The organism is Streptomyces sp. NPDC052299, assembly GCF_040679335.1.
Lineage (GTDB): Bacteria > Actinomycetota > Actinomycetes > Streptomycetales > Streptomycetaceae > Streptomyces.
Map to the genome: position 1 here is coordinate 79294 of NZ_JBFAUP010000019.1, position 26193 is coordinate 105486.

The following is a 26193-nucleotide window of genomic DNA, read 5'->3' on the forward strand; positions in this document are numbered from 1 at the left end:
CCTGCTCACGATAAGGAGCCACCAGGGGTATGACAATCAGCCCGCAGGCGTGTCGAAGCGCGTGCACTCCGGCGGAGTTGACGGGGGGTGAGCACCAGCGCGCCGCGCGGTATTCGCACACCTGGACGGCGGCCCACCGCACGGGGGAACGCGGGCCGGGCCCGCCGCCGACAGGGCGTATAACAGAGAACTCCGGACCGGCCGGCGTCCCCGATGGCACTCACATCTCACGCGGCAAGGCGTCACCGCGTACGACAGCGGAGAAGTGCCCGATGAGCATGAGCACGGCAGACGAGATCAGCACCTTGCTGACGGCGAACTTCGGAACCGACCCCGTGGCGATCCGCCCCGACGTGCCGCTCAGGCAGCTCCGGCTGGACTCGCTGGCGCTGGAGGAGCTGCGGCTCCTCATCGAGGACCGGCTCGACGTCGACCTGGACGACGTCCAGCTCACCTCGCGCGACACCGTCGGCCAGCTGGTCGACGCCGTGCGCCGCAAGGCCGCCGCGTGACGGCCCCCCACCGCCTGCCGCCGTTCGCCGCGGCCGTCACCGGCATCGGCCTCGTCACCTCGGCGGGCGTCGGCGCCGAGGCCACCTGGCGCGCCGTGAACGACCCCGCGACCGCGCCCTGCGTACCGCACCGGCCCGAACTCGCCGGGCTGCCCTGCGACTTCATGTACAGCGTGACCGGCCTCGACACCCGGGCGGTGCTCGGCGTCGCCGCGCACCGGCTGATGGACCGCTTCTCGCACCTCGCCGTCATCGCCGCCCGCGAGGCCGTCGCCGACGCGGGCCTGGACCCCGCCGTCTGGGACAGCGGCCGGGTCGCCGTCGTCATCGGCTCCGCCCACGGCGGCCTGCCCTTCTACGACGAGCAGCACGACGCCCTCACCGAACGCGGCGCCCGCCGCGTCTCGCCCAAGCTCGCCCCGCTCACCGTCGTCAACGGCGCCGCCAGCAGCGTCGCCACCGACCTCGGCGCGCACGGCCCCAGCCAGGCCGTCTCCACCGCCTGCTCCTCCGGCACCGTCGCCATCGGCACCGCCCACCAGATGCTGCGCACCGGGGCCTGCGACATCGTCGTCGCCGGTGGCGCCGAGTCCGTCTGCTCCCGGCTCCTGATCGCCAGCGCCTGCCGCCTGAAGGCCGTCTCCACCCGCCGCGACGACCCGCAGGCCGCCTGCCGCCCCTTCGACAGCCACCGCGACGGCTTCGTCGTCGGCGAGGGCGCGGGGCTCCTCGTCCTGGAACGCCCCGAACACGCCCGCGCCCGGGGCGCCACCGTCCGCGCCCACGTCACGGGCTACGGCTCATCGAGCGACGCCTACTCGGCCGTCGCCCCCGACCCCGACGGGCTCGGCATCGAACGCGCGCTGCGCACCGCCCTCGCGGACGCCGGGACCGACCCGGCCGCGATCGGCCACGTCAACGCGCACGGCACCTCCACCGTCTCCAACGACCTGATCGAGACGGCCATGCTCCGGCGCGTCCTGGGCGAGCACCTCCTCGTCACCTCCACCAAGGCGATGACCGGCCACACACTCGGCGCCGCCGGAGGCATCGAGACCGCGCTCACCGTCCTCGCCCTCCAGCACCAGCTCGTACCGCCCACCGTCAATCTCGACGCCCCCGACCCGGACATCCCGGTCGAGGTGGTGAGCAAGGAGGCCAGGCCCGCCTCGTTCGAAGCGGCCGTCAAGACCTCGCTCGGCTTCGGGGGCCACAACGCGGCCCTCGTCCTCACCAGGTGACCGCAGCTCATGACCGAAGAAATCATCCGCACCCTCACCGTCGGCGGGCTCCGCTACCGCTACCGGCTCCTGCCGCGGCCCGCGCCCCGCACCGAACCCGTCGTCGTCCTCGGCGGCGCCCTCCAGGGCATCCACGGCTGGCCGCAGATGGACGAGCACGTCGGCCCGCACGCCTCCGTGATCACCCTCGACCTGCCCGGCATGGGCAGCGCCGACCCGCTGCCGCCCGGCACCGGGGACGACCTGCTGTGCGCCGCCGTCACCGGCGTCATGGACGACCTGGGCGCCGACCGGGTCAACCTCTTCGGCTTCTCCTACGGTGCGTCCATCGCCTTCGGCTGCGCCCGGCGCGCCCCCGGCCGGATCGCCCGCCTGGTCCTCGGCGGCGTGCCGTCGCACATCAGCGAGGCCCAGTGCGAGGAGTGGGGGCGCGGTCTCGGCCGCCTGGAGGCCGGGGACGCGGACGGGCTCGCCGCCCTGGCCGCCGGGGCGCTGATGTGTCTGGACCCACAGCGGCCGGTCCACCGGCGGGAGCTGGCCCTGCGCTATGTCCGCCGGTCCTTCGCGCACGCCCTCGCGCACTCGCCGCACGCCGAGCGCTCACTGCGCCGGTCCCTCGAACACCGACCGGACTTCTCCGGCGGGCTGACCGGGGTCCCGGCGCTCGTCTTCGCGGGTGAGCACGACACCGTCACCTCACCGCACCACCAGCGGGCCTTCGCGGCGACGATCGAGGGCAGCCGCTTCCTGACCATCGGCGACGCGGACCACTGGGTCGTCCTGGAACGCCCCGACGACGTGGCGGACCTGGTGGCGCGCTTCGTCACCGACCGGCCGCTGGAGTCCGCCCCGGCGCTGCTGCCGCTCCCCGCGCTGCCGCGTCCGCGTACGGGCGTGGCGGGCCACGCCGTCCCCCGGGCGGGCGGCTGAGACCGCCCGCCCGGGGGAGCCGGGTCAACGGTGCCCGTGCTCCGGGGCGTTCACGTCGACCCGCACGATCTGCGGGTCGTGGTCGCTCGCCTGGTCGGCGAACTCCGCGTTGATGTGCACCACGTCGTAGTCGAAGCGGCGCACGCCCGGGCTCGTCAGGATGTGGTCGAGCGTCTGCGAGTTGCCGTCGTACACATAGCTGTACTGCTCGTTCTCCGGCAGCGTGGTGATCAGCGGCTTGAGCACGTCGCCGTCGGTCAGCGCACCCACGGTCGGCGAGAAGGCGAAGTCGTTGAGGTCGCCGAGCACCACGACCCGCGCCGACTTGTCCGCCGCGAGCAGTGACTTGACGAAGGTGTTGACCTCCTTCGCCTGCTGCACGCGCTTGGTCTCCGAGCTGCGCACCGGCTCCTGGTAGCGCCCGTACAGGGGCTGGTCGCCGCCCTTGGAGGCGAAGTGGTTGCCGACGACGAAGACGGACTTCCCGTGGAACCGGAACTCGCCGACCAGCGGCTTGCGGCTGTCGTCCCAGGCCGCGCTCGCGGGTGCGATCCGGCCCGGCGACACCGACAGCGTGACGCCCTTCCTCGTCTTCACGGCCGCGACGGGCGTGGCCGCGTCGCCGCCCGGACGGTCCACGAAGTCCACCCGCTCGGCGTTGTACAGGAAGACGTTGCGGATGTTGCCGCCGGGCTCGCCGCCGTCCTTCCCGTCCTGCGGGGCGACATAGCGCCACGAGTAGCGCGGGCCGCCCGCCGCGACGATCGCGTCCGTGAACCGCTTGAGCGTCGCCTCGGAGCCGACCGTGCCGTCGTTGACCGCGCCGTTGTCGTCCTGGATCTCCTCCAGCGACACGATGTCGGGCGAGGAGAGATTGACCGCGACGCCCTCGGCCAGGGTGTCGAACTTCGCCTGGTCGTCGAGCGCGTCGAGGTTCTCCACGTTGTACGTGGCGACCGCGAGCTCCTTGCCCTTCTGCTTGCGCGTGACCTCGCGCCGCAGGTGGTGGTCGGTGACCGTGCCGAGCGCGGTGGCCTGGAGGTTGTAGCCGCCGTGCGAGTCGTAGTCCAGGACGCCCGAGGTGGTTCCGGCCAGCACGTCACCCACGTTCGCGGTGGGCACCGGCGCGGCCGGGTCCAGCGACATGACCTTGATCCGGCCGGAGTTCTGGCCGGTGTACGAGGCGTAGAGCGTGCCGCCGCGCCGGGTCGGGTTCTGCTGCGGCTCGACGGTCACCCAGACCTCGTGGTACGCGGTCGTGGCGCCGGTCACGCGGGTGTCGGCGATCTGGACCCGGGTGCCCTCCAGCGACTCGTACAGGTCCAGCGCGTACGTCGACGGCTCCAGGGGCAGCGTGTCGATCGAACCGCCCCCGGCCGAGGGCACGTACGCCTCGGGCACGGCGTTCGCGTCCAGCACCACCGGGGCGGGCAGCGCGTTGCCGGACGAGAGGACCGTGACCTTCGGGGCGGTGATCTCGGTGACCGACTGGGTGGTGGAGGACGGGTAGTACTCGTCCACGGTGCCGCTCACCAGCACCGAGTCGCCCACCTTGACGGCCGGGGCCGTCGAGCCGGTGTACACGAACACGCCCTCGCCGGTGCGCGGGTCGGCGTCCGGGGCGGCGTCCTGGATCCAGAAGCCGCGCGAACCCGAGGTCCGGACCGCCGTGACGACGCCGGGCACCCCGGTGACCGCCTTGCCGTCCAGCGGGGAGACCCGGGTGGTGCCCTGGATGTCGTGGACGCGCACGGTGCCGGGCTCGGTGGGGTTGCCCGGGTCGCCCGGGTCCTCGCCGCCGCCCGAGGTCTCACCGGCCGCGTTCACCGGTGTCGGGGTCCCCGCGGTCAGGTCGGCGGCGTTGTCGTCGGTGTCCGCGAGCGAGGCCGCCCGCGCCACGGACGCGGTGGCCGAGGTGCCCTTGGCCGGTCCGCTGCCCTCCCGGACGACCGCGGTGCCGTAGCCGACCAGGTCCACGATGCGGGTGTCGGCGGCGCAGTCGGCGGCCGTCTTGCAGGTCAGCGGGGCCGTCCCGGAGACCAGGGCCACGGTGCCGGCCGTGGCGGACATCGCGACGGTGCCCGTGGCGTCCGGGGTGGGCAGCGCCACCGTGCCGCCGGTGCCCGCCGCCTCCGCGACGAGATAGCGGCCGCCCGGCGCGACGGAGCCGGTCAGCGCGGACACCTGCCACAGCGAACCGGCCGACGGGGCGCCCGGCAGGTACTGGACGCTGAGCCCGTCCAGGGCGTACGCGGCCGAACCGGCGTTGCCCAGCTCGATGAAGTCACGGGTCAGCGTCGCACCGGAGTTCCCGCCGCCCCCGTACACCTCGGAGATCACGGCGGTCGCGGACGGAGCCGCGAAGGCGGCGGGCAGCGCGGTCGCCGAGAGCGTCACGGCTACCGCGCCGGCCAGCAGGGCGGAACGGGTGGTGGATATGCGCACGGAGAATGCCCCTCAGAGTGTGGTGAGGGAGCACAAGCTATGCGCGTAGAACAGGCGATGACAAGGCATCAGGGGTGAATTCCGGAAAACGTTCGGTGACGCGTGGCCCGGTGCGGTTCAGCGGCGCGCGCACCGCCCGGACCGCGCGCCGCTGAACCGTACCCCCCGCCGCCTCCTCACATGGCCGGCACCCGGTCCAGGAAGCCGCTGACCGAGGTGATCCGGCCGTCGTCGGCGAGCGTGGCCACGTCGAAACCGGCGACGGGCGCCGAGCCGTCGGGCGCGACCAGCTCCCACCCGAAGCGGACCAGCGAGTGATGCCCGTCCACCGCGCCGACCGGCCGGAACGTGAACCCGGGGAACTGCTGCTGCGCCCCGCCGATGACGGCCGCCAGCTGCTCGTGGCCCCGTACGTCGGCCAGCGGGTCGGTGTACGAGGCATCCTCGGTGAACGCGGCGGCGACGGCCTTCTCCAGCTCGTCGGGACCGGCGTTCCAGGCGGCGAAGTAGCGCTGCACGGCGTCGGCGTACATGGTCATCGTGGGTCCCCTCCGGTAGGGCTTCCGGCCGGTGGGCCGGGAGCGCTGTGCTCGTGAGGAACACGATGCCGAAGGCCGCGCGGGGCGTCGATTACCTCCGGGGTAAGGGGGGAGCGGGCCTTCCTACACCTCGTCCGCGATGACGTGCACCGCGGCCTCCTCGGCGGAGGCGGCGGCGCCGTCGATCCCGACGTCCTCGCCCGCCGTGCTGTCCGGGTCGTCGATGTCCAGGTCCCGGGTGAGCCGCCCGGCGCGTACGGTGCCGACCTCGCCGTCCCACGGTTCCCCGTCCCCGTCCACGACGTCGCCGACCCCGTCGCCGGACGGGCCGTCGTCCTCGGGCCGTTCGCGCGCGAGGCGGCTCTCCAGGGACTCGCCCCGGTGCTGCTCGGCGGCGGTGGTGCCCACGTCGTCCACCGCGTAGGGGCGCTCGGGAGGCGAGTAGCCCCGGTCCAGGACGTCGTCCACGTCCGGATCGGCCAAGGTGTCCTCCGTGTCGAGCTGCTCGACCGGATCGGATGCCTCCGGCTCCTGCTGGGGCTGATAGACGTCATCGCCCAGACCGGCCTCGTCCATGGCGCTTCCCTTCCCGCGGCGGGGCTCCCCTTCAGCATAGGCAGCCCCCGCCCGGGCCCGCAGGACGCGCACGCCCCTGCGTTCCGCCCGGGGCTGCGCGACCATGGACAGTGCAGGCCGGGTGGTGCGCCCCGAGCGACCTGCCCGGAAAGGGTCGTCTGGAAAGGCCGTCATGGAGTATCCGGAGAGCTATCAGCTCGTCTTCCAGTCCTCGGCCGTGGAGGACGACGCCGTCACCGTCCACCGGACGGCACAGAGCGGGGCCGGCGGACATCCCGTCTACGAGGACGAGACCGGCATCGTACGCGCCGAGATAAGCGATCACGCGGAGGTGCGCATGCTCGCCAGCGGCGGCCACCAGCACTTGGGAACCCCGCTGGTGGTGCCGGAGAAGGCCGCCTGAACGGCTGACAACCGACGCCCGGCCCGACCCAGGACCGGGCGTCGTTCGCGTGCCCGTATCACGGGGACACGTGCCCGTACATCATGCCGAGGCAGGACAATACGGCCGGGCACCTCCCACACTTGGTCGAAATTTTGCCCCTGGTGAGGGGTAGTGGGAGGACACCAGGCAGACTCACCCTGTAGGAATCTCGCCACGAAGAGGATCACGCATGATCACGTTGAAGAAGGAAGACGGCCCGGCGGACCTGGACGGGGTGACCCACCTCTCCATCGGCGTCTCCTGGGACCCCACCGTCGGCAGCAGTGGCGGGCTGTTGGGGAAGCTGAAGCAGAAGAAGGGCACCGACCTCGACCTGATCGCCATCGCGATGCAGGGCGCGGACCCCGTGCGACTGGCCGGTCTGGACTCCCTCGACCCGCTGGGCAACGGTTCGCTGACCCACAGCGGTGACAACCAGACCGGCAAGGGCGACGGCGACGACGAGACCGTCACCGTCGACTTCGCCCGGATTCCGCCGAACGTCACGGCCATCGTCTTCGTGGCCGCCGCGTACAAGAAGGGCAGCTCCTTCCAGAACGCGCGCAACGTCAGCATCAAGGTCTACGACGCCACGGGCGGCAGCAGCCAGCAGGTCGCCGACATCTGGCCGAGCCTGCTCACCAACGACAACGGCTGCGCCGTGGCGAAGGCCATGCGCGTCGGCGCCGGCTGGAAGCTCCAGGTGATCAACGAGACCGGCAAGATCAAGCAGGGCGACGAGCACGCCCTGATGCGTTTCGCGATCAGCAAGTAGCACGCGCACCGGCCCCGGCCCGTGCCCGCCCCGGTCAGTCGACCCGGCGCGCGCGGGGCGGGGCCGTCGGGTTCCCGGCGGCCAGCGGCGACCGCGCCAGCTCCACGCACCCCGCCGCGATCAGTCCCAGGGCCAGCAGCTCGGGCAGCACCCACCAGCCGGTGCGCACCTCCTCGCCGAACAGGGTCACCCCGTAGAGGACGCTGATCAGGGCGTCGCCCAGCGTCAGACACGGCTGCACGGCGACGAGCGTGCCCGCCTGAAGGGCGTTCTGGAGCAGGAACAGCGCACCGACCCCCGCCGCCGCCATGGCGTACAGCTGCCAGGCGCTGAACAGCGCCCCCGCGCCGCCCGAGTCGAGCCGTGACATCGCGTCCTTCATCAGCGCGGCGGTCAGCGCGTAGGCGCAGGCGGCGGCCGTGGCCAGCAGGGCCGCCCGGAGATTGCCGCGGGTGGCCAGCGCACCCGCGATCAGCAGCGCCTCGGCCACGCCCGTCAGGATCAGCGCCGGCACCCACGCCGCCCCGTGCACGCTCTCGCTGCCGCCGCCCGGTGCGGCCGTCGCCATCCCGAGAGCCAGCCCGGCCGTCACGGCGGCGACTCCCAGCCAGACCGTCCGGGGCAGCCGTGCCCGCATCATGAAACCGGCCAGGAGCAGGGTCGCCGGAAGCTCGATCACGAAGATCGGCTGCACCACGGAGATCGGGCCGGTGGCCAGCGCGACGGCCTGGCAGACGGCGGCGACGATGACCAGGGCGATTCCCGCGAGCCACACCTTCTGGCGCAGCAGATGGCCGATGAGGGACACCCGCATGGCCTCGGTCTGCGGCACGTCGAGGGCGGCCCGGCGCTGGAGCACGGAGGCGGAGCCGTTGCTGAGGGCGGTCAGGACGGCGAACAGGACGGCGATCACCGGACCATCATGCGGGCGGGGCCCGCCGCGAGCCCGGCTTCGCCGGGGGAGGGCGTGGCGGCCCTTAAGGTGTCCCATCAGGACGCGATCTGTCCTCGTTCCCCCGTAGCGTGCCGTCATGGCCGTGAAGAAGAAGACCTCCGCCGGTGCCGTCCCCGTCCCCGTGCTCACGCCCAGGGCCCTCGGCCGGGCGACGCTGGACCGCCAGCTCCTGCTGCGCCGGACCGCGATGAGCGCGAAGGACGCCGTCGGCCACCTCGTCGGCCTCCAGGCGCAGAACACCAAGCCGCCGTACTACCAGCTCCTGGCCCGGCTCGAAGGCTTCCGGCCCGCCGACCTGTCCGTGCTCATGGAATCCCGCGAGGTCGTCCGCATCGTCACCCTGCGCTCGACCATCCACACGCACACCGCCGACGACGCCCTGACCCTGAGGCCCCTGGTGCAGGCGGCCCGTGACCGGGAGCTCGGCATCTTCCGCAAGAGGCTCACGGGCGTGGACCTGGACCGGCTGCGCGAGCTGAGCCGGGCATACGTCGAGGAGGCGCCCCGCACCCCGAAGGAGATCCGCACCCGGCTCCTCACCGAGTGGCCCGAAGCGGACCCGCAGGCCCTGAGCACCGCCGCCCGCTGCCTGCTGCCCCTGGTCCAGGTCACCCCGCGCGGCCTCTGGGGCACCAGCGGCGGCGTCGCGCTCACCACCGTCGAACACTGGCTCGGCCGCACGGCCGACGCGGCCCCCGACATCGAGGACGCCGTGCTGCGCTACCTCGGCGCGTTCGGCCCCGCATCGGTCAAGGACATGCAGAGCTGGGCGGGGCTGACCCGTCTGAAGGAGGTCTTCGAGCGGCTGCGGCCCCGGCTCGTCACCTTCCGCGACGAGCACGGCACCGAGCTCTTCGACCTGCCGGACGCCCCGCGCCCCGCCGAGGACACCCCCGCCCCGCCCCGCTTCCTGCCCGAGTTCGACAACGTCCTCCTCGGCCACGCCGACCGCACCCGGGTCATCCCGGCGGACCTCAAGGGGCTCAACGGGGTGGGCAACCAGACCTACGGCAGCGTGCTGGTGGACGGCTTCTTCGCGGCGGTCTGGCGGTTGGACACCCCGCCGCGGGCCCCGGCCGTCGTCACCGTCCAGGAGGTCCGCCCGCTGACCCCCGCCGAGCGCGACGCCGTGACGGAGGAGGCGGCGTACGTGATCACGGCGATGACGCAGGCCGCGGAGTACGACGTCCGGTTCGGGTCGTTCGTGGACCTGGGGCGCTGACGGGGTCGCGGGAGCGGGGGCCGGTTCACGGGGCGGGGGGCGCCCGACGGCGCCGGGGACGCCCACCGGCGGGGGAGGCCTGACGGCGCGCGGGACGCGCTTACGGCAGCAGCCCCGCCCGCCGCGCCGCCACGACCGCCTCCAGCCGGGTGTGCGCGCCCAGCCTCCGCATCGCGGACCGCAGATAGCCCTTCACCGTCTCCGGGCGCAGCCCCAGCCGGTCCGCCGCCACCGCGTTGGTCGCGCCCGCGGCCACGCACGCCAGCACATCGATCTCGCGCGGCGCCAGCCGGACCTCCCGCCCCCCGGGCTCCCGGGCGCCCGTCGCCGACGCCAGCCGCCCGCACACGGCGAGCAGCTCGTCCCGGAGCGCAGGGTCCAGCACCTTCGGCATGAGGGCGCGCAGCTCGCGGTGCGCCTCCCGGACGTCCTCCCAGGCCCCCGCGGCCCCGGGCGCGGCGTCCGGGGCCGGGCGGCCCGCCGCCAGCAGCTGCCGCACCTCGTCCCGGACCACCAGCGCCTGTTCCACGTCACGGGCGGCGGCCACCGCCGCGTCGAACGTGCGGTCCCCGAGCGCGAGCGGCTCGCGCAGCGCCCCGTACAGCACCCCCCGCACCTCGCGCCGCACCACGACGGGGACGGCGACCACGGAGCGCAGGCCCTCCGCCGCGACGGCCGTGTCGTATTCGTGGCTGATGTGGCGCGAGGAGCGGTAGTCGGTCACCGCGCACGGCCTGGACAGGGCCATGGACTTGCCGCCCAGGCCGCTGCCCGACGAGATCACGAGCCCGCGCAGCGCGGCCGTGCGCGCCCCGTTCACCTCGGCGATCCTGGCGTGGCGGCGGTCCGAGAGCAGCCCGCCGAAGGCGACCGGCAGCCCGCTCGTCCGGCGCAGCCGCAGCAGCGCCGCCTGCATCTCGACCGCCTCGACGGATTCCGGCACCCTGCCGCCTCTCTGCCCCGCCCCCGATGGAATGGCGGCCCCGCGACACCCCCGTCCGGGGGTGGTGAGACCTGGGTCACTGTTTACATCATGTGAGGAGCCAAAGGACCGGCCGGGTCGGTAAAGAGGAGGGCACATGCCGGAAACGAGTGCGACGGAGACGTTCCGGGCGGCCCGGGACTTCCTGCTCCGGCACCGCGAGGACTACGCCGCCGCGTACGAGGGCTTCCGCTGGCCCCGCAGCGACCGCTTCAACTGGGCGCTCGACTGGTTCGACGTCATCGCCCGGGACAACGACCGCACCGCGCTGCACATCGTGGAGGAGGACGGCACCCGCACCGAGGTGTCGTTCGCCGAGATGTCCGCCCGCTCCGACCGGGCCGCGAACTGGCTGCGCGCCCAGGGGGTGCGCGAGGGCGACCGCGTCCTCGTCATGCTCGGCAACCAGGTCGAGCTGTGGGAGACCGCGCTCGCCGCGATGAAGCTGCGCGCCGTAGTCATCCCGGCGACGCCGCTGCTCGGCCCCGCCGACCTGCGCGACCGGGTCGAGCGCGGCCGGGTCCGGCACGTCCTGGTCCGTGACACCGACACCGCGAAGTTCGCCGAGGTGCCCGGCCGCTACACCCGGATCTGCGTCGGCGCCCCAACCGAGGGCTGGCTCGACTACGCGGAGGCGGCCGGGGCCCCGCGCACCTTCACGCCGGACCGCGAGACCGACGCGGACGAACCGCTGATGCTCTACTTCACCTCCGGCACGACCGCCAGCCCCAAACTCGTCGAGCACACCCATGTCTCCTACCCCGTCGGGCACTTGGCAACGATGTACTGGATCGGACTCAAGCCCGGCGACGTGCACCTCAACATCTCGTCGCCCGGCTGGGCCAAGCACGCCTGGTCCAACCTCTTCGCGCCGTGGAGCGCCGAGGCGACCGTCTTCATCTTCAACTACACCCGCTTCGACGCCGGCCGCCTGATGGCCGAGATGGACCGCTCCGGCATCACGAGCTTCTGCGCCCCGCCCACCGTGTGGCGCATGCTCATCCAGGCGGACCTGACCCAGCTGAAGACCCCGCCGCGCGAGGTCGTGGCGGCCGGTGAACCGCTGAATCCCGAGGTCATCGAGGCGGTCCGGCGCGCCTGGGGCGTCACCATCCGCGACGGCTTCGGCCAGACGGAGACCGCCGTCCAGGTCGCCAACACCCCCGGCCAGGTCCTCAAGCCCGGCTCGATGGGGCGGCCCAGCCCTGGCTTCCGGGTGGTCCTGCTCGACCCGGTGAGCGGTGAGCCGGGCGCGGTCGAGGGCGAGATCTCGCTCGACCTGTCGGCGCACCCGGTGGGCCTGATGACCGGCTACCACGGCGACCCGGAGCGCACAGCCGAGGCGATGGCCGGCGGCTACTACCGCACCGGTGACATCGGCTCCCGCGACGAGGACGGCTACATCACCTACGTGGGGCGCGCCGACGACGTCTTCAAGTCCTCGGACTACAAGATCTCCCCGTTCGAGCTGGAGAGCGCCCTGCTGGAGCACGAGGCGGTGGTCGAGGCCGCCGTCGTCCCGGCCCCCGACGACGTCCGCCTCTCCGTCCCGAAGGCGTACGTGGTGCTCGCCGAGGGCTGGGAGCCCGGACCCGACACCGCCAAGGTGCTCTTCGCCCACTCCCGGTCCGTGCTCGCCCCGTACAAGCGGGTGCGGCGGCTGGAGTTCGCGGAGCTGCCCAAGACCGTCTCCGGCAAGATCCGCCGCATCGAACTGCGTGAGCGCACCGCCCAGGGCGGCGGCACCGAGTACGCCGAGGGGGACCTGGCATGACCGAGCTCTCGTACGCGCACGGCACCGGCACCACCGCCCTGCTCGGCGACACCATCGGACGCAACCTGGACCGGGCCGTCGCCGCCTGGCCCGACCGGGAGGCGCTGGTGGACGTACCGTCCGGGCGGCGCTGGACGTACGCGGAGTTCGGCGCGGCCGTTGACGAGCTGGCGCGGGCGCTGATGGCGTCGGGCGTGGCCAAGGGGGACCGGGTCGGCATCTGGGCGGTCAACTGCCCCGAGTGGGTGCTGGTCCAGTACGCCACCGCGCGCATCGGCGCGATCATGGTGAACATCAACCCCGCCTACCGGGCGCACGAGCTGGAGTACGTGCTGAAGCAGGCCGGGATCAGCCTGCTGGCCGCCACCCTCGCCCACCGCACCAGCGACTACCGCGCCCTGGTCGAACAGGTCCGCGCCAACTGCCCGGACCTGCGCGCCGTGCACTACATCGGTGACAGCACCTGGGACGAACTCCTCGCCGCCGCACGCGAGGTGACGGCCGATCAGCTCGCGGAACGCGAGGCGGAGCTGTCCTGCGACGACCCGATCAACATCCAGTACACCTCCGGCACCACCGGCTTCCCCAAGGGCGCGACGCTCTCCCACCACAACATCCTCAACAACGGATACTTCGTGGGGGAGCTGGTCGCCTACACCGAGCAGGACCGGGTCTGCCTCCCCGTCCCCTTCTACCACTGCTTCGGCATGGTGATGGGCAACCTCGGGATCACCTCGCACGGCGCCTGCATCGTGATCCCCGGCGGCTCGTTCGAACCGGCCGCCGTGCTGAGCGCCGTGCAGCAGGAGCGCTGCACCTCGCTGTACGGGGTGCCGACGATGTTCATCGCCGAGCTCAACCTGCCGGACTTCGCCTCGTACGACCTGTCCTCGCTGCGCACCGGCATCATGGCCGGGTCGCCGTGCCCGGTCGAGGTGATGAAACGGGTGGTGGCCGAGATGCACATGGAGGAGGTGTCCATCTGCTACGGCATGACGGAGACCTCCCCGGTCTCCACGCAGACCCGCCGCGACGACGACCTGGAGCGCCGCACCGGCACGGTCGGCCGCGTCATGCCGCACATCGAGGTCAAGGTCATCGACCCGGCGACCGGTGTGACCCTGGAGCGCGGGCGGTCCGGCGAGCTGTGCACCCGCGGCTACAGCGTGATGCTCGGCTACTGGGACCAGCCCGAACGGACCGCCGAGGCCATCGACGCGGGGCGCTGGATGCACACCGGGGACCTGGCGCTGATGCGCGAGGACGGCTACGTGCAGATCGTCGGCCGCATCAAGGACGTGATCATCCGGGGCGGCGAGAACATCTACCCGCGCGAGATCGAGGAGTTCCTGTACCGCCACCCGAAGATCGCCGACGTGCAGGTGGTCGGCGTGCCGGACGAGCGCTACGGGGAAGAGGTGCTGGCCTGCGTCATCCCCGCCGACCCGGCCGACCCGCCCGCGCTGGACGACGTACGGGCCTTCTGCGAGGGGCAGTTGGCGCACTACAAGGTCCCGCGCCTGCTCCAGATCCTGGAGACCTTCCCGATGACGGTCAGCGGCAAGGTCCGCAAGATCGAACTGCGGGAGAACTACGGGCGTTAGGGCCTTTCCTTTGGATCGGGCCGGGGGCTCAGGCCGCCTCGGTCACGTCCCCCGTGCCGCCGCGCGTGGCCGCCGCCCACTGGAGGAGCAGCACCTCGTACGCGGCGGACTCCACGGGGGACCAGTCCTGGCCCGCGCGGGCGTCCACGAGCGCGCGGATCGCCTCGTTGGCCTCCAGGGCGGAGCGCCTCGGGAGCGCGGGGGCGTGCGCGGGTGTGTCCGAGGGTGGTGAAGTCCGTGGAGTTAAGACCATGCGCTCCACTGTAGGGCCCGCCACTGACAACGGACCGCAGATCGGGGGCCGTTGGCCAGAACGTGACGGATCACACGCAGGGTGGCCGGGCGGTTTCTGTGAGGTACGACACCTCGACCGGTTCGGGTGTCCGAAAATGTGGCGTGCGCGCGGTCAGGCGCCGGTGCTGACGAGCTCGTCCGCCGCGCCGTTCACCGGCTGCGGCGTGCCGGTGAGGTCCAGCACGAACAGCGGCACGCACAGGGTGTCCGCGCGCTTGCGGGCCTCCGGCGTGTAGCCCGCCAGTGAGAACAGCACCCCGCGCACCGAGCCGTTGAGCGCGTTGAGCCACAGGCACTCGACGTCGCGGAGGCCGGTCGGCCCGGTCGTGGAGTCGACCTCGGCGATCAGCCCGGCCGCCCGCAGGTCGATCCGCGACGCCGGCCGGTTCACCGGGTGCGTCACGTCCCGGAAGCCCAGCCAGGTCAGATAGAGCGCCGCCGCCGCGACCGCGTCCCGGGCGGTACGGATGGTCAGCGGGCGGAACGCCGGACGGGGCGCCGCCGCCGTGCGCGGCAGCGGTATGTGCGCGGGCCGGACCGCGCCGGCGGACGCCACCGGCCGCACCGGCACCCGCAGCACCGCGCCGCACGGGCAGCACAGCTCGGGCTGCGGCCACTGGTCGTGCCGCCCGCAGCCCCGGCACCGCACGGTCACCCAGTCGTCGTTCCAGGTGCGATGGGTGATCGGGACGGCGGGTGCGCCGCGCAGCACCGGCGGGGCGGTCGGCTCCCCGCAGGGGCACGGGTAGACGGGGGTCACGTACGCGTGGTCGCGGCGACAGGCCGGGCACCGTACCGGCACTGACTCCACGCCGTGCTCCCTCCGTACCACTTCCGTAATCCCTCCATGCTCCCCCAAGAGCCCGCCGCCGGGTGCGGATTCGCTCCACTTGGCGCCCTTCTCCGCGCGGGTTCCGCCTCCCTTGACGCCGGTCCGGGCGCGGCCTAGATTTGCTTCCACATAACAGAAGATGTTTTCCGCAATGCGGAATCGGTGATTTGGTGCTCTCAGGTGGCGCGACAGAGCCCGACTCCATCCCCGACTCCACCCAGGGACGAGCAGGAGCACTCAATGCCTCGTATGACCGCTGCCCGCGCGGCAGTCGAGATCCTCAAGCGCGAAGGCGTCAGCAACGCGTTCGGTGTGCCGGGCGCCGCGATCAACCCCTTCTACGCGGCCCTCAAGGCGTCCGGCGGCGTCCACCACACGCTCGCCCGCCACGTCGAGGGCGCCTCCCACATGGCGGAGGGCTACACCCGGGCCCGCCCGGGCAACATCGGCGTCTGCATCGGTACGTCGGGGCCCGCCGGCACCGACATGATCACCGGCCTGTACTCGGCGATCGCGGACTCGATCCCGATCCTGTGCATCACCGGCCAGGCGCCGACCGCCGTCCTGCACAAGGAGGACTTCCAGGCCGTCGACATCGCCTCGATCGCCGCCCCGGTCACCAAGGCCGCCACCACCGTCCTGGAGGCCGCGCAGGTCCCCGGCGTCTTCCAGCAGGCGTTCCACCTGATGCGCACCGGCCGCCCCGGCCCGGTCCTCATCGACCTGCCGATCGACGTGCAGCTCACCGAGATCGAGTTCGACCCCGACCTGTACGAGCCGCTGCCGGTGCACAAGCCCGCCGCGAGCCGCCGCCAGATCGAACGCGCGCTGGACATGCTCGACGCCTCGGAGCGCCCGCTGCTCGTCGCGGGCGGCGGCATCATCAACGCCGACGCGTCGGAACTCCTCGTCGAGTTCGCCGAGTTGACCGGCGTCCCGGTCGTCCCGACGCTCATGGGCTGGGGCATCGTCCCCGACGACCACGAGCTGAACGCCGGCATGGTCGGCCTCCAGACCTCGCACCGCTACGGCAACGCGAACTTCCTGGAGTCCGACTTCGTCCTCGGCATCGGCAACCGCTGGGCCAACCGCCACACCGGCAAGCTGGACGTCTACACGGCGGGCCGCACGTTCGTCCACGTGGACATCGCGCCCACCCAGATCGGCAAGATCTTCGCCCCGGACCTGGGCATCGTCTCCGACGCGAAGGCGGCGCTGGAACTGTTCGTGGAGGTGGCCCGGGAGCGGAAGGCGGCAGGCCGTCTGAAGGACCGCTCGGCCTGGGCGGCGTCCACGCAGGAGCGCCGGGCGACCCTGCAGCGCCGTACGCACTTCGACAACGTGCCCCTGAAGCCGCAGCGGGTGTACGAGGAGATGAACCGTGCGTTCGGCCCGGAGACCCGGTACGTCACGACGATCGGCCTCTCCCAGATCGCGGGCGCCCAGATGCTCCACGTGTACCGGCCGCGCCACTGGATCAACTGCGGCCAGGCCGGCCCCCTCGGCTGGACGATCCCGGCCGCCCTGGGCGTCGCCACGGCCGACCCCGAGGGCTCGGTGGTCGCCCTCTCCGGCGACTACGACTTCCAGTTCATGCTGGAGGAGCTGGCGGTGGGGGCCCAGCACCGCATCCCGTACGTGCACGTCCTGGTCAACAACTCGTACCTCGGCCTGATCCGCCAGGCCCAGCGCAACTTCGACATCGACTTCCAGGTCAACCTGGAGTTCGAGAACCTCAACTCCCCGGAGCTGGGCGTCTACGGCGTGGACCACGTCAAGGTGGTCGAGGGCCTGGGCTGCAAGGCCATCCGCGTCACCGAACCGGACGCCCTCCTCCCCGCCTTCGAGGAGGCCAAGAAGCTGGCTGCGGAACACCGGGTCCCGGTGGTGGTCGAAGCGATCCTGGAGCGGGTCACGAACATCTCGATGAGCGGCTCGGACATCGCGTCGGTCAACGAGTTCGAGGACGTGGCGACGGAGCCGGGCCACGCGCCCACGGCGATCCGGCCTTACGCGGAGGCGTGACGCGGCAGGGCCTGGGGCCCGTGGAAGGGCACCTGCGGAAAACCGTGGGTGCCCTCAGCCGGAGACCTGATCCAGCAGCCCGTACACGGCTGCGTAGGCCACCGGGGAAGCGACAACCGCCACGGCGAGGCCCAGGCCGCGTTCGCGCCAGGTGCGGGCCAGCGCAAGGGGCAGCACGCAGGCGACTGCGGCGCAGGCACCGGCCTGGCCGGCGTATCCGAGTGTCAGCCAGGAGTGCAGGCACTCGCTCCCGAACAGGCCGCCGACCGCGCCCAGGGACCCGACGCGCCGCCACAGCCGGGGACTGCGCCGCGACCAGGCACCGGCCGTGCCGAAGAGCGGGCCGGTGACACAGGCCATGACCAGCCAGACCAGAGGGAAGACGAGGCTCCCCATGCCTCCGCGGCCCAGTTCGGCGTAGCCGTAGTAGCCGACGACGAGCCCGATCTCCGCGAGCGCACCGGCCGTCGCGATGCGGCGGATCTCGCCGTCGCGCGCCGCGAGGACCGCGCCGATGGCGAAGGCGAGCACCGACCACACCCCGCCGGAGTTCGCCAACTGGCTCCAGGGCCAGGGCAGCCACCCCTGCAGCAGGTTCGTCAGGACGCCGAGCGCGATACCGGTGGCGGCGCACAGCGCGGGCGTGAGGGCCGCGTGGCCCCGCCATGCGGCGGGGTGCCGGAGGGCGGGGGGCGAGGTCGTCGCGGACGTGGAGGGCGGGGAGGTCATGGCAGTGACTATACATTCACGTTATACACGCGGTGTATAGAAGGGGGAGGGCCCCGCGCTGCGATGCGAGCCGTGTCTCAGGGAGCCTCGAACCCCGTCACGGCCAGCGCCTTGCCCACCCGGGCGGCGGCCAGGTCGTCGTGGCGGATGACGAAACTCGTGCGGTACTCCTCGTAAGCCCGCGATTCACGGGCGAGGGAGATCCACTCGTCTGCCAGCCGGTGCCGTTCCTCCTCCAGACGGGACGGCCATTGCGCGATCGGGATGGACGGGATCTTCCCTTCCTTCTCGCGTCCCGCGAGGGTCTGCTCCGCGATGCCGCCGATCACCTCGTCATCGACGTACCCGCCGAGGGACACGGCGGCGTCGGACGGCCAGAGATCGTGTGCCAGGGCCCGCAGTTCGTCCAGATGCGGCAGATCTTGCTCCATGTACCGGGCCAATCGCTGCTGGAAGGGCGACATGTCCTCCCATCCGAGGTCCTCCCAGAACTCGTGCCAGTCCTCGTCCTCGTCCCTCTCGCGCAGCCACAGCGGCAGTTCAGCTCCGAGCTCCGCGCGGACGTCGAGCCGCTCGCGCACGCAGTCGGGGCCGGGGGCCTCCGCGACCACGGTTTCGGTGCCGTCGGGCACGTGCACGACCCGCGCGTACCTCCCGGAGCGGTCCTCATGGTCCAGCTGCTGATGCACGAAGAAGAGCAGTGTCCCGTCCGCCGGCAGATCGAAGCCGTCGACTCCCGGCAGGGCGGCGCAGTCGACGGAGAGGAGCAGCGGCAACGGAATGTTCTCGGCGGAGGGCCACTCCATGCCCACGGGCAGCCTGGGCAGCCCACCGATGTGCCCGACCGGCACACCATCGCCCACGGGGGACAGCCCGATCGACAGTCGGAGATGCCGGCCGAATCTGCTGATCTCGTCGTCCGGTATGCCGAGTCCGAGCGCGGCCCGACGAAACTCTCCTCGATGATCCATGTCCGAGAAGATAGACGGTCCAACGGGACTGCCAGAACTCCCGTCCTGAGAGGGGGCGGCGGTGGTGACGCCTCGCGGATGCAGTTCCCCCTCCCGCAGGAGCTGTTTGTCAGTGCGGGATGCGAGAGTCCTGGGCATGACGTTGCCCGAAAACCTTGAGCGAGTGCTGCCTGAGATCGGACGCGACTTGTTCGACGTTCTCGTCATCAGGACCGACTTCAGCGACGACGAGGCATGGAGCGCGGTGGTTGAGGAGTTGCAGCAGCCGTGGGGGCCAAGCGGTGAGTTCGACGCAGCAGTGCAGCTGGTCGATGCACCTGCCTGGTCAGGAGCAACGGCCGACGAGGTTCTTGCCGCCGTGGTGGATGAGGGCCTGGTTGTCGTCTTTCTCGCTGACCGCGGCACGATGAATTCGCCGGTGCGGGCGTTGCTGGCTCTGTCGACCGTCTGGGAGGACGTGAGTGGCCTCGACCCCGTCTACTATCAGGAACTCATTGAGTCGCCGGATCCCAGGGAGTTCAGAGCCCTGCCCGCCGCGGTGCATGGCGTCCAGGCGGACCTGGCGCTCGCCAACGTGGATTTCGCTGAGTACGCCGCAGAGGCTTTGGCGGAGCCCGACCAGGTGCTGCGGTCCATCTGACCAGTACGGCGGGCTGCCATTGCCTCCGTAGATGTGAGTCGCCCGTTGGGGCATGCCGTTGAGTGACGCGCAGTGGGCGCGGATCGAGCCGTTGCTGCCGGATCGGACGCCGAGGCGGGGCGGGCGGTGGCGGGACCTTCGTCTCAGCCGATGGTGAAGCGCTGGTTCTGGGCGTTTCGGTCGCAGGCGGCGGTGCGGTAGTAGCCGTTGTCCTGCTGGTAGAGGCAGCGGCCCGTGCCGACGCTCTGGAGCAGGACGGCGCTGCGGGCGGCGGGCTGGACGGTGCGCCACTTCTGGTACGAGCCGCCGTTGCAGCGCTGGGGGTAGACGTCGCCCCGGTCGTTGCTGTCGAGGCAGCGGCCCCAGAAGTTGTTCTTCAGCGTGGTGGTGGTGTTGAGGCGGCCGTTCCACTGCCACCGGAGGCTGCCGCGTCCCGTGGTGCAGCGGTCGCCCTTGAGGCCGGTCTCGGAGTTCTCGCGCAGGCAGTCACCGTAGCGGTAGTTCGCGAAGCGGCTGGTGGTCGTGGTGGCGGCCGAGGCGGGCGTGGGTGTGAGGAGGGGGAGGGCGAGGGCGGCTGCGGCGATGAGGGAGGCGAAGGCACTACGGGTCGGGCGGCGCACTGGAGGGCTCCTTGCGGTGGTGTTCAGGTGCCTCGACAGGATTCCCGAACTCCCCCTGAACTCCACGTCTCCCACGCCTGAGAAGTGAGCAATACCCGCTGATGGCTGACGGAGCCCTTCTCGCCCTCGTCGGTGGAGGAGTGGAACGGAGACCGGTGGGGGAGGACCTGAGCACTGTCCGCGGCTTCGCACGGGGGTATCCGCATGGATGCAGACACGGTCACCGCCATCGCGGCGGTAGTCGTGGCGCTCGGCTCTCTCTGGATCAGCTACACGCAGGCCCGGGACAGCAGGCGGCACGGTCGGCAGTCGGTGCGGCCGTTGCTGCATATGCATCGGGTGAAGGCGTACGAAGGTACGGAAGCGGGGCTACGCCTCACCAACGCCGGGCTCGGGCCGGCGATCGTGACGGGCTCGGTCGTACGCCTGGACGGGGAGGTCATCGGGCAGTGGGATTACCACACGCAGCAACGCATCCGCGAGCTGCTGCCGACAAGTCCCAAGGCGCATTCCCTGCGTCCCGGTGCCGTGGTGCTGGCCGGGCAGTCCACCTTCCTCCTTTCTCTGGACGAGTTCAGCGATGACGAGCACGGTTGGTTCTGGGAACTCGTCACGCGCCGGCTGGTGATAGAAGTCCGTTACGAATCCCTGTACGGCGGCGAGAACTTCATGGTGAAGCCGCCGGTCTTCTGAGGTGACACTGCGGCTCACCGCCACATCGGCTTCCGCCACAGCGGCAGCGCGTGAAAAGGGCGCGGAGTACGGGACCGTATCCGTACTCCGCGCCCTGGTTCAGGGAAGAACAGGGGCCGCGGCAGTAGCGCGAAGGGGGGCTGCACGGGCCTTCAGGTCTGGCGACCGGACCGCCCTCCGCGTACCACCGCACTGGCATCGCGCCACCGCCGCGGCCTCGTCCTGCCCGTGCCGTGCGATGACCCCTCATCCGGGTGGACGCGTCGGCGCGGGCAGGGTTCGGGGGTGAGGTCAGTCCTCGCGGAGGGCGCGGACCGCCTCCTCCACGCGCTTGCCGTACTCGGGGTCGGCCGCGTGGAAGTGGGCGAGGTTCTTCTCGATGACGTCGTCCCGGGAGACCTGGGAGAGGCCGCCCGCGATGTTGGCGATCAGGCGGTCCTTCTCGTCGGCCGACATCAGGCGGTACAGCTCGCCCGCCTGGAAGAAGTCGTCGTCCTTGGTGTGGAGGGGTGCCTCGTGGGTGCCGGTCCAGCCCTGGACGGGGAGCGGGGCGGAGAGCGCCGTGTCCGTCTGGGCCGGGCCCGCGTACGAGTTGGGCTCGTAGTTCTTGTCGTGGCGCGAGCCGTACCGCGTGGCGTGGAGGCCGTCGCGGCCGTAGTTGTCCGCGGTGGCGGCGCGCGGCGCGTTCACCGGGAGCTGGGTGTGGTTGATGCCCAGGCGGTAGCGCTGCGCGTCCGCGTAGGCGAACAGGCGGCCCTGGAGCATCTTGTCCGGGGACGGGCCGATGCCGGGCACGAAGTTGTTCGGCGAGAACGCCGCCTGCTCCACCTCGGCGAAGACGTTGTCCGGGTTGCGGTCCAGCACCAGGCGGCCCACCCGCTGGAGCGGGTAGTCCGCGTGCGGCCACACCTTGGTGACGTCGAACGGGTTGAAGCGGTAGTCCGCCGCCTCGGCGGCCGGCATGAGCTGCACGTAGAGCGTCCAGGACGGGTTCATGCCGCGCTCGATGGCCTGGAGCAGGTCCGTCTGGTGCGAGTTCCCGTCCTTGCCGACGAGCTCGGCGGCCTGGTCGGCGGAGAGGGAGCGCACGCCCTGGTTGGTCTTGAAGTGGTACTTCACGAAGTACGCGTCGCCCGCGGCGTTCGTCCACTGGTAGGTGTGCGAGCCGTAGCCGTTCATGTGGCGGTACGAGGCGGGGATGCCCCGGTCGCCCATCAGCCAGGTCACCTGGTGCGTGGCCTCCGGGGAGTGCGCCCAGAAGTCCCAGACGTTGTCCGGCTCCTGACGCCCCGTGAACGGGTCGCGCTTCTGCGAGTGGATGAAGTCGGGGAACTTGATGGGGTCCTTGATGAAGAACACCGGGGTGTTGTTCCCGACCAGGTCGTAATTGCCGTCGTTCGTGTAGAACTTCAGCGCGAATCCGCGCGGGTCGCGCACCGCGTCCGCGCCGCCCAGCGAGTCGGCGACGGTGGAGAAGCGGAGGAACGTCTCGGTGCGGCGGCCCACCTCGGAGAGGAAGTCGGCCCGGGTGTACGCGGTGACGTCGTCGGTCACCTCGAAGTAGCCGTACGCGCCGGAGCCCCGGGCGTGCACCACGCGCTCCGGGATGCGCTCCCGGTTGAAGCGGGCGAGCTTCTCCAGGAGGTGGCCGTCCTGAAGGAGGATCGGGCCTCCGGCACCCGCGGTGGCGGAGTTCTGGTTGTCGGCGACCGGGGCGCCGGACTCGGTCGTAAGCACACGCTGCGTCATGGTGTCGGGGCGACCTTCCGTACGGGGAGCTGCTGAACTGCGACGGCCAGGGGGCAGATTCCTGGGGGCGTGTCCGGAGCGTAAAGAGGCCCCGGATGCGGCGTCAACAGTTTGTTGAAATTCGTGGTGGGAGGGTGTTCCGGACGGTGCCGGCGCCTGGGCGCGACAGGACAGGTTGTCAGCGACGGCACCGTCCGGAAGTCTGTGGGGCGGGGGAGGGCGGCCGGGGTCAGCCCTGGACGGGCAGGCCCGACAGCCGCTCGACCGAGCGCAGCAGCGCCGAGTGGTCCAGGCCGCCGTCACCCTGCGCGCGCAGCGAGGCGACCAGCTGGGCGACCACACCGCCGACCGGCAGCGCGGCACCGACGTTGCGGGCGGCGTCCGTGACGATGCCCATGTCCTTGTGGTGCAGGTCGATCCGGAAGCCCGGGGCGAAGTCGCGGTTCAGGAAGTTGTCCTTCTTGCGGGTCAGCACCGTCGAGCCGGCCAGGCCGCCGTTCAGGACGTCCAGCGCGGCGGCGAGGTCCACCCCGGACTTCTCCAGGAAGACCACGGCCTCGGCGCACGCCTGGATGTTCACAGCGACGATCAGCTGGTTCGCGGCCTTCACCGTCTGGCCGGAGCCGTGCGGGCCGCAGAGCACGATGGTCTTGCCGAGCGCTTCGAACAGCGGCTTCGCGGCGTCGAAGTCCGCCTGGTCGCCGCCCACCATGATGGACAGGACGGCCTCGATCGCGCCGGCCTCCCCGCCGGAGACGGGGGCGTCCAGGACCCGGATGCCCTTCTCGGCGGCGTTCTTCGCGAGGTCCACGGAGGTCTGCGGGGTGATCGAGGACATGTCGATCAGCAGCGCGCCGCGCTTCGCGTTCTCCAGGATGCCGTCGGGGCCGTACGAGATGGCCTCGACCTGCGGCGACGCGGGCACCATCGTGATGACCACGTCGGCGTCCCGGACCGCCTCGGCGATCGAGGCGGCGCCGGTGCCGCCGGCCGCGGCCAGCCGGTCGACCTTGTCCTGCTCCAGGGTGTAGCCGGTGACGTCGTAACCGGCCTTGATCAGGTTCTCCGACATGGGCGAACCCATGATGCCGAGACCGATCCACGCAACCTTGGGGAGGTTGTTGCTCATGAGGGTGCCTTCCGATCAGCGTGTACAAGGGCTCCTGGGAAGCCTCAGCGGGCGGGCCGCGCGGCGGCCGGGAGCCAGTCGAAGGAGTCGGCGCTCGGGCGGTCGCCGGGCTTGTACTCCAGCCCGACCCAGCCCTCGTAACCGGCCTTCGTCAGCTCGTCCAGGAGCTGTTCCAGGGGGAGCGAGCCGGTGCCGGGCGCGCCGCGTCCCGGGTTGTCGGCGATCTGGACGTGCCCGGTCTTGTCGGCGTACGCGGTGATGACCTGGCTGAGGTCCTCGCCGTTCATCGACAGGTGGTACAGGTCCAGCAGGAACTTCGCGTTGCCGAGGCCCGTCGCCGCGTTGACCCGGTCCACGACCTCGATCCCGGCCGGGGCGCTCACCAGCGGATAGCGCGGGGACTCCGGTGCGTTCAGGGTCTCGATCAGCAGCACCGCGCCGATCCGGTCGGCGGCGCGGGCCGCCAGTGCGAGGTTCTCCAGGGCGAGTTCGTCCTGGACGGCGGGGTCGACGCCGTCGACCCGGTTGCCGTACAGCGCGTTGAGCGCCTTGCAGCCGACCGAGGCGGCGAAGCCGGCCGCCACCTCGATGTTGGCCCGGAACCGCTCCGACTCCGCGCCGGGCACGGAGAGCGCGCCGCGGTCGGGGCCGGGGAGCTGTCCGGCGTAGAAGTTCAGGCCCATCAGCTGTGTGCCGGCGTCGTCGAGCGCCTTCTTGAGGGCGTCGAGCTCGGCCTGCTCGGGGGTGGGGGTCTCGATCCAGGGCCACCACAGCTCGACCGCCGTGAAGCCGGCCGCGGCGGCTGCCGCGGGACGCTCCAGGAGCGGGAGTTCCGTGAAGAGGATCGAGAGGTTCACATCGAAGCGCTGGTCCGGGTAGCCCATGAGGGTTTCGGCGCTCCTTCCGTATTGCGGAAGTTTGTTTCTGCTTAATGGAAGATTGCCCGGCGGGTGGCGGGGCTGTCAAGGGGGTGCCCGTAATTCGTGCCGGTCAGGGAGGTGGCGCGCACCTCTCGGAGGGCATGCGAAAGGGCGGGGTGAAGGCCCGTCGGCCTCCGCCCCCGCCCGTGCGTTCCGCTACCGGATCACCCGGCCGGAACCGTGTCCTGGAACGTCGTCCCCGCCGCGCGCAACGCGGCGACCTTCGCGTTCACCTGCGAAGGCGTGAGGACCTTGTCCTTCACGTGCAGGACGTAGTCCACCTGCTGGTCGTACGCGCGAGGCGTGGTGCTCGTCTGCCCGGCCAGGTCGATCAGCCACTGGTTGAAGTTGATCGACATGCCGCGTTCCGGCAGGTAGGCCGCGCCGTGCGTGCCGAAGAGCTGACCGTCGATGTAGTACGTGATCGCGCTGTTGTCGATGGTCACGACCAGGTCGTGCCAGCCCGCGTAGCTCTGCCGGGACTCGGTGTGCTGGTTGACGGCCTCCCACGGGTCGGGCCGGTAGGTCTCCCAGGAGGTCGTGTAGAGGATGTTGCCGCTCTCGCCCCAGCCGCCGTTGGGCAGGTACTCGAAGTCGTACTCGGCGTAGTCGTCCGCCATCGGGGCCTTGAGGTCGTTGATGGTGAAGAACGTCTGGACCAAGTGGTCCCCGTCCGGGCCCGACTTCGGCGCGTCGTTGAACTTGACCCGCGCCGCGTAGGTGCCGTTCCGGAACTTCATCGACTGGGTCAGGATCTCGGTCTGCTTCGTCGACTCGCCGCTGCCCGCCGTCGACGTCTCCAGGTTCATGACGGAGTTGCCGCTCTGCGTCGCGAACGTGACGTTCTCCGGCGCCCAGGTGGCGCCGGGCACGCCGGGCCCGCCCGCGTTGGAGCGGACGCTCCAGCCGTGCGCGGCGATCTGCGGGTCGCTGTGGTTGCTGTAGTTGAAGTCGTCGAAGAGCGTCGGCCCGTCCTCACCCGGGTCCGTCGGATCGGTCGGATCCGTCGGATCGGTCGGGTCGGTGGGGTCGTTGCCCTCGGGGGCGGTGCCCCAGACCGTGGTGCCGCCCAGCTGTGCGGTCACCTTCGTCCAGTCGGTGTACGCGGTCGCGCCGGCGCCGAAGGAGTAGTCGTCGCTCTGTACCAGCGGCTGCCAGCTGGACCGGTAGAACCGCAGCTGCAGGTCACCGCTGTCGGCACCCGGTGCCAGGGAGCCCGCGCCGGAGGTGAAGCCGATCTCCAGGTAGCGGTCGGCACTGGCGGTCGGATGCGCGAGCGTGCCGAACGTCCCCGTGATGTTCCCGCAGCCCCTCACCGCCCAGGAGCAGGCGAACCGGTAGGCCTCGCCCACCGCGTCGCCCTTGAAGTAGTAGCGGATCTTCACGTCGCTGAGCTGCACGGACCCGCTGCCGGTGTTCCGGACCTTCAACCAGGGCTCGCTCTGGTCGGCGCTCGCGCCGGACGCGCCGGTGCGGTACTGCACGGCGATCGGCTCGCCGGCGGCGCTCGCCGTCGTGGGGACGGCGGCCAGGGCCGTACAGCCGAGCGCCACGGTGACAGCGGCAGCGGCAGCGGCGCGCAGCCGGCTCTTCGCGTGTGACTTCATGCGTG

At 71.5% G+C, this 26193-nt stretch carries 25 protein-coding genes; 11 read left to right on the forward strand and 14 right to left on the reverse strand.

The genetic code is table 11. The features are described from left to right. The first annotated feature begins 278 nt into the window (after positions 1 to 278). The 3 genes from AB0L33_RS27915 to AB0L33_RS27925 are packed head-to-tail and all read left to right on the forward strand — an operon-like array spanning position 279 to position 2683. The gene (locus tag AB0L33_RS27915; protein ID WP_026171182.1) at positions 279 to 512 is read left to right on the forward strand and encodes a phosphopantetheine-binding protein; all 234 of its coding nucleotides are present in this window, start codon (positions 279 to 281) and stop codon (positions 510 to 512) included. Beyond that, positions 509 to 1753, forward strand: a complete 1245-nt coding sequence (locus tag AB0L33_RS27920; protein WP_365685808.1) for a beta-ketoacyl-[acyl-carrier-protein] synthase family protein — start codon at positions 509 to 511, stop codon at positions 1751 to 1753. The genes AB0L33_RS27915 and AB0L33_RS27920 overlap by 4 nt, the downstream gene beginning before the upstream one ends. 9 nt (positions 1754 to 1762) lie before the next feature. After that, positions 1763 to 2683: an alpha/beta hydrolase gene (locus AB0L33_RS27925; protein WP_365685809.1), complete on the forward strand. Its 921-nt coding sequence runs from the start codon at positions 1763 to 1765 to the stop codon at positions 2681 to 2683. 24 nt (positions 2684 to 2707) lie between these two features. Here AB0L33_RS27925 and AB0L33_RS27930 read toward each other — a convergent pair whose 3' ends face one another. The 3 genes from AB0L33_RS27930 to AB0L33_RS27940 form a co-directional block, all read right to left on the reverse strand. After that, a complete protein-coding gene (locus AB0L33_RS27930; RefSeq protein WP_365685811.1) occupies positions 2708 to 5128 on the reverse strand; it encodes an endonuclease/exonuclease/phosphatase family protein in 2421 nt (806 codons plus the stop codon). Positions 5129 to 5304: 176 nt separating this feature from the next. Next, the gene (locus tag AB0L33_RS27935; protein ID WP_365685812.1) at positions 5305 to 5667 is read right to left on the reverse strand and encodes a nuclear transport factor 2 family protein; all 363 of its coding nucleotides are present in this window, start codon (positions 5665 to 5667) and stop codon (positions 5305 to 5307) included. 123 nt (positions 5668 to 5790) lie between these two features. Beyond that, positions 5791 to 6243, reverse strand: coding sequence for a DUF5709 domain-containing protein (locus AB0L33_RS27940; protein ID WP_365685813.1), 453 nt, complete (start codon positions 6241 to 6243; stop codon positions 5791 to 5793). A 172-nt stretch (positions 6244 to 6415) separates the two neighbouring features. On the opposite strand from AB0L33_RS27940, the gene AB0L33_RS27945 reads away from it, so the two are divergent. Both AB0L33_RS27945 and AB0L33_RS27950 read left to right on the forward strand, forming a co-directional pair. Continuing rightward, a complete protein-coding gene (locus tag AB0L33_RS27945) occupies positions 6416 to 6646 on the forward strand; it encodes a DUF6296 family protein (RefSeq protein ID WP_365685815.1) in 231 nt (76 codons plus the stop codon). A 211-nt stretch (positions 6647 to 6857) separates the two neighbouring features. After that, complete coding sequence (locus AB0L33_RS27950; RefSeq protein WP_365685817.1) at positions 6858 to 7442, forward strand: TerD family protein; 585 nt, start codon at positions 6858 to 6860, stop codon at positions 7440 to 7442. A gap of 34 nt (positions 7443 to 7476) precedes the next feature. Here AB0L33_RS27950 and AB0L33_RS27955 read toward each other — a convergent pair whose 3' ends face one another. Continuing rightward, positions 7477 to 8355, reverse strand: a complete 879-nt coding sequence (locus AB0L33_RS27955) for a DMT family transporter (RefSeq protein WP_365685819.1) — start codon at positions 8353 to 8355, stop codon at positions 7477 to 7479. Positions 8356 to 8473: 118 nt separating this feature from the next. Here AB0L33_RS27955 and AB0L33_RS27960 point away from each other — a divergent pair, with 118 nt between their 5' ends. After that, positions 8474 to 9619, forward strand: coding sequence for a winged helix DNA-binding domain-containing protein (locus AB0L33_RS27960; protein WP_365685820.1), 1146 nt, complete (start codon positions 8474 to 8476; stop codon positions 9617 to 9619). A 100-nt stretch (positions 9620 to 9719) separates the two neighbouring features. Here the strand turns inward: AB0L33_RS27960 and AB0L33_RS27965 are convergent, their stop codons facing one another. Then, on the reverse strand, positions 9720 to 10562 hold the full coding sequence (locus tag AB0L33_RS27965; protein ID WP_365685822.1) for a helix-turn-helix transcriptional regulator: 843 nt from the start codon (positions 10560 to 10562) through the stop codon (positions 9720 to 9722). Between the two features lie 136 nt (positions 10563 to 10698). Here AB0L33_RS27965 and AB0L33_RS27970 point away from each other — a divergent pair, with 136 nt between their 5' ends. Together AB0L33_RS27970 and AB0L33_RS27975 are read left to right on the forward strand one after the other, a co-directional pair. Beyond that, positions 10699 to 12375 (forward strand): AMP-binding protein, encoded by a 1677-nt coding sequence (locus AB0L33_RS27970; RefSeq protein WP_365685824.1) that lies wholly within the window; start codon positions 10699 to 10701, stop codon positions 12373 to 12375. Next, a complete protein-coding gene (locus tag AB0L33_RS27975) occupies positions 12372 to 13979 on the forward strand; it encodes an AMP-binding protein (RefSeq protein WP_365685825.1) in 1608 nt (535 codons plus the stop codon). Before AB0L33_RS27970 ends, AB0L33_RS27975 begins: the two co-directional genes overlap by 4 nt. A 28-nt stretch (positions 13980 to 14007) precedes the next feature. On the opposite strand, the gene AB0L33_RS27980 is transcribed toward AB0L33_RS27975, so the two are convergent. Continuing rightward, positions 14008 to 14232 carry a hypothetical protein gene (locus AB0L33_RS27980; protein WP_164403429.1) on the reverse strand — a complete coding sequence of 75 codons (225 nt, stop codon included), beginning with the start codon at positions 14230 to 14232 and terminating at the stop codon, positions 14008 to 14010. Positions 14233 to 14385: 153 nt separating this feature from the next. Next, positions 14386 to 15084 carry a hypothetical protein gene (locus tag AB0L33_RS27985; protein ID WP_365685826.1) on the reverse strand — a complete coding sequence of 233 codons (699 nt, stop codon included), beginning with the start codon at positions 15082 to 15084 and terminating at the stop codon, positions 14386 to 14388. Between the two features lie 261 nt (positions 15085 to 15345). On the opposite strand from AB0L33_RS27985, the gene gcl reads away from it, so the two are divergent. Beyond that, positions 15346 to 17130, forward strand: a complete 1785-nt coding sequence (gene gcl / locus AB0L33_RS27990) for a glyoxylate carboligase (RefSeq protein WP_365685828.1) — start codon at positions 15346 to 15348, stop codon at positions 17128 to 17130. A 54-nt stretch (positions 17131 to 17184) separates the two neighbouring features. Here gcl and AB0L33_RS27995 read toward each other — a convergent pair whose 3' ends face one another. Continuing rightward, positions 17185 to 17859 carry a DUF6518 family protein gene (locus tag AB0L33_RS27995; protein WP_365685830.1) on the reverse strand — a complete coding sequence of 225 codons (675 nt, stop codon included), beginning with the start codon at positions 17857 to 17859 and terminating at the stop codon, positions 17185 to 17187. A gap of 77 nt (positions 17860 to 17936) precedes the next feature. Further along, on the reverse strand, positions 17937 to 18830 hold the full coding sequence (locus AB0L33_RS28000; protein WP_365685832.1) for a DUF1963 domain-containing protein: 894 nt from the start codon (positions 18828 to 18830) through the stop codon (positions 17937 to 17939). Between the two features lie 136 nt (positions 18831 to 18966). On the opposite strand from AB0L33_RS28000, the gene AB0L33_RS28005 reads away from it, so the two are divergent. After that, entirely contained in the window at positions 18967 to 19470 is a 504-nt protein-coding gene (locus AB0L33_RS28005; RefSeq protein ID WP_365685834.1) for a hypothetical protein, read from the forward strand. Positions 19471 to 19613: 143 nt separating this feature from the next. Here AB0L33_RS28005 and AB0L33_RS28010 read toward each other — a convergent pair whose 3' ends face one another. Next, entirely contained in the window at positions 19614 to 20090 is a 477-nt protein-coding gene (locus AB0L33_RS28010; protein WP_365685836.1) for a hypothetical protein, read from the reverse strand. A 204-nt stretch (positions 20091 to 20294) separates the two neighbouring features. On the opposite strand from AB0L33_RS28010, the gene AB0L33_RS28015 reads away from it, so the two are divergent. After that, positions 20295 to 20783, forward strand: coding sequence for a hypothetical protein (locus AB0L33_RS28015; RefSeq protein ID WP_365685837.1), 489 nt, complete (start codon positions 20295 to 20297; stop codon positions 20781 to 20783). A gap of 291 nt (positions 20784 to 21074) precedes the next feature. Here AB0L33_RS28015 and AB0L33_RS28020 read toward each other — a convergent pair whose 3' ends face one another. The 4 genes from AB0L33_RS28020 to AB0L33_RS28035 form a co-directional block, all read right to left on the reverse strand. Continuing rightward, a complete protein-coding gene (locus AB0L33_RS28020; protein WP_365685838.1) occupies positions 21075 to 22532 on the reverse strand; it encodes a catalase in 1458 nt (485 codons plus the stop codon). Between the two features lie 229 nt (positions 22533 to 22761). Further along, positions 22762 to 23661, reverse strand: a complete 900-nt coding sequence (locus AB0L33_RS28025) for a 2-hydroxy-3-oxopropionate reductase (protein WP_365685839.1) — start codon at positions 23659 to 23661, stop codon at positions 22762 to 22764. 44 nt (positions 23662 to 23705) lie between these two features. Continuing rightward, on the reverse strand, positions 23706 to 24545 hold the full coding sequence (locus tag AB0L33_RS28030; RefSeq protein ID WP_365685841.1) for a TIM barrel protein: 840 nt from the start codon (positions 24543 to 24545) through the stop codon (positions 23706 to 23708). Between the two features lie 200 nt (positions 24546 to 24745). Beyond that, positions 24746 to 26188 carry a cellulose binding domain-containing protein gene (locus AB0L33_RS28035; protein ID WP_365685843.1) on the reverse strand — a complete coding sequence of 481 codons (1443 nt, stop codon included), beginning with the start codon at positions 26186 to 26188 and terminating at the stop codon, positions 24746 to 24748. Between the last annotated feature and the right edge of the window lie 5 nt (positions 26189 to 26193).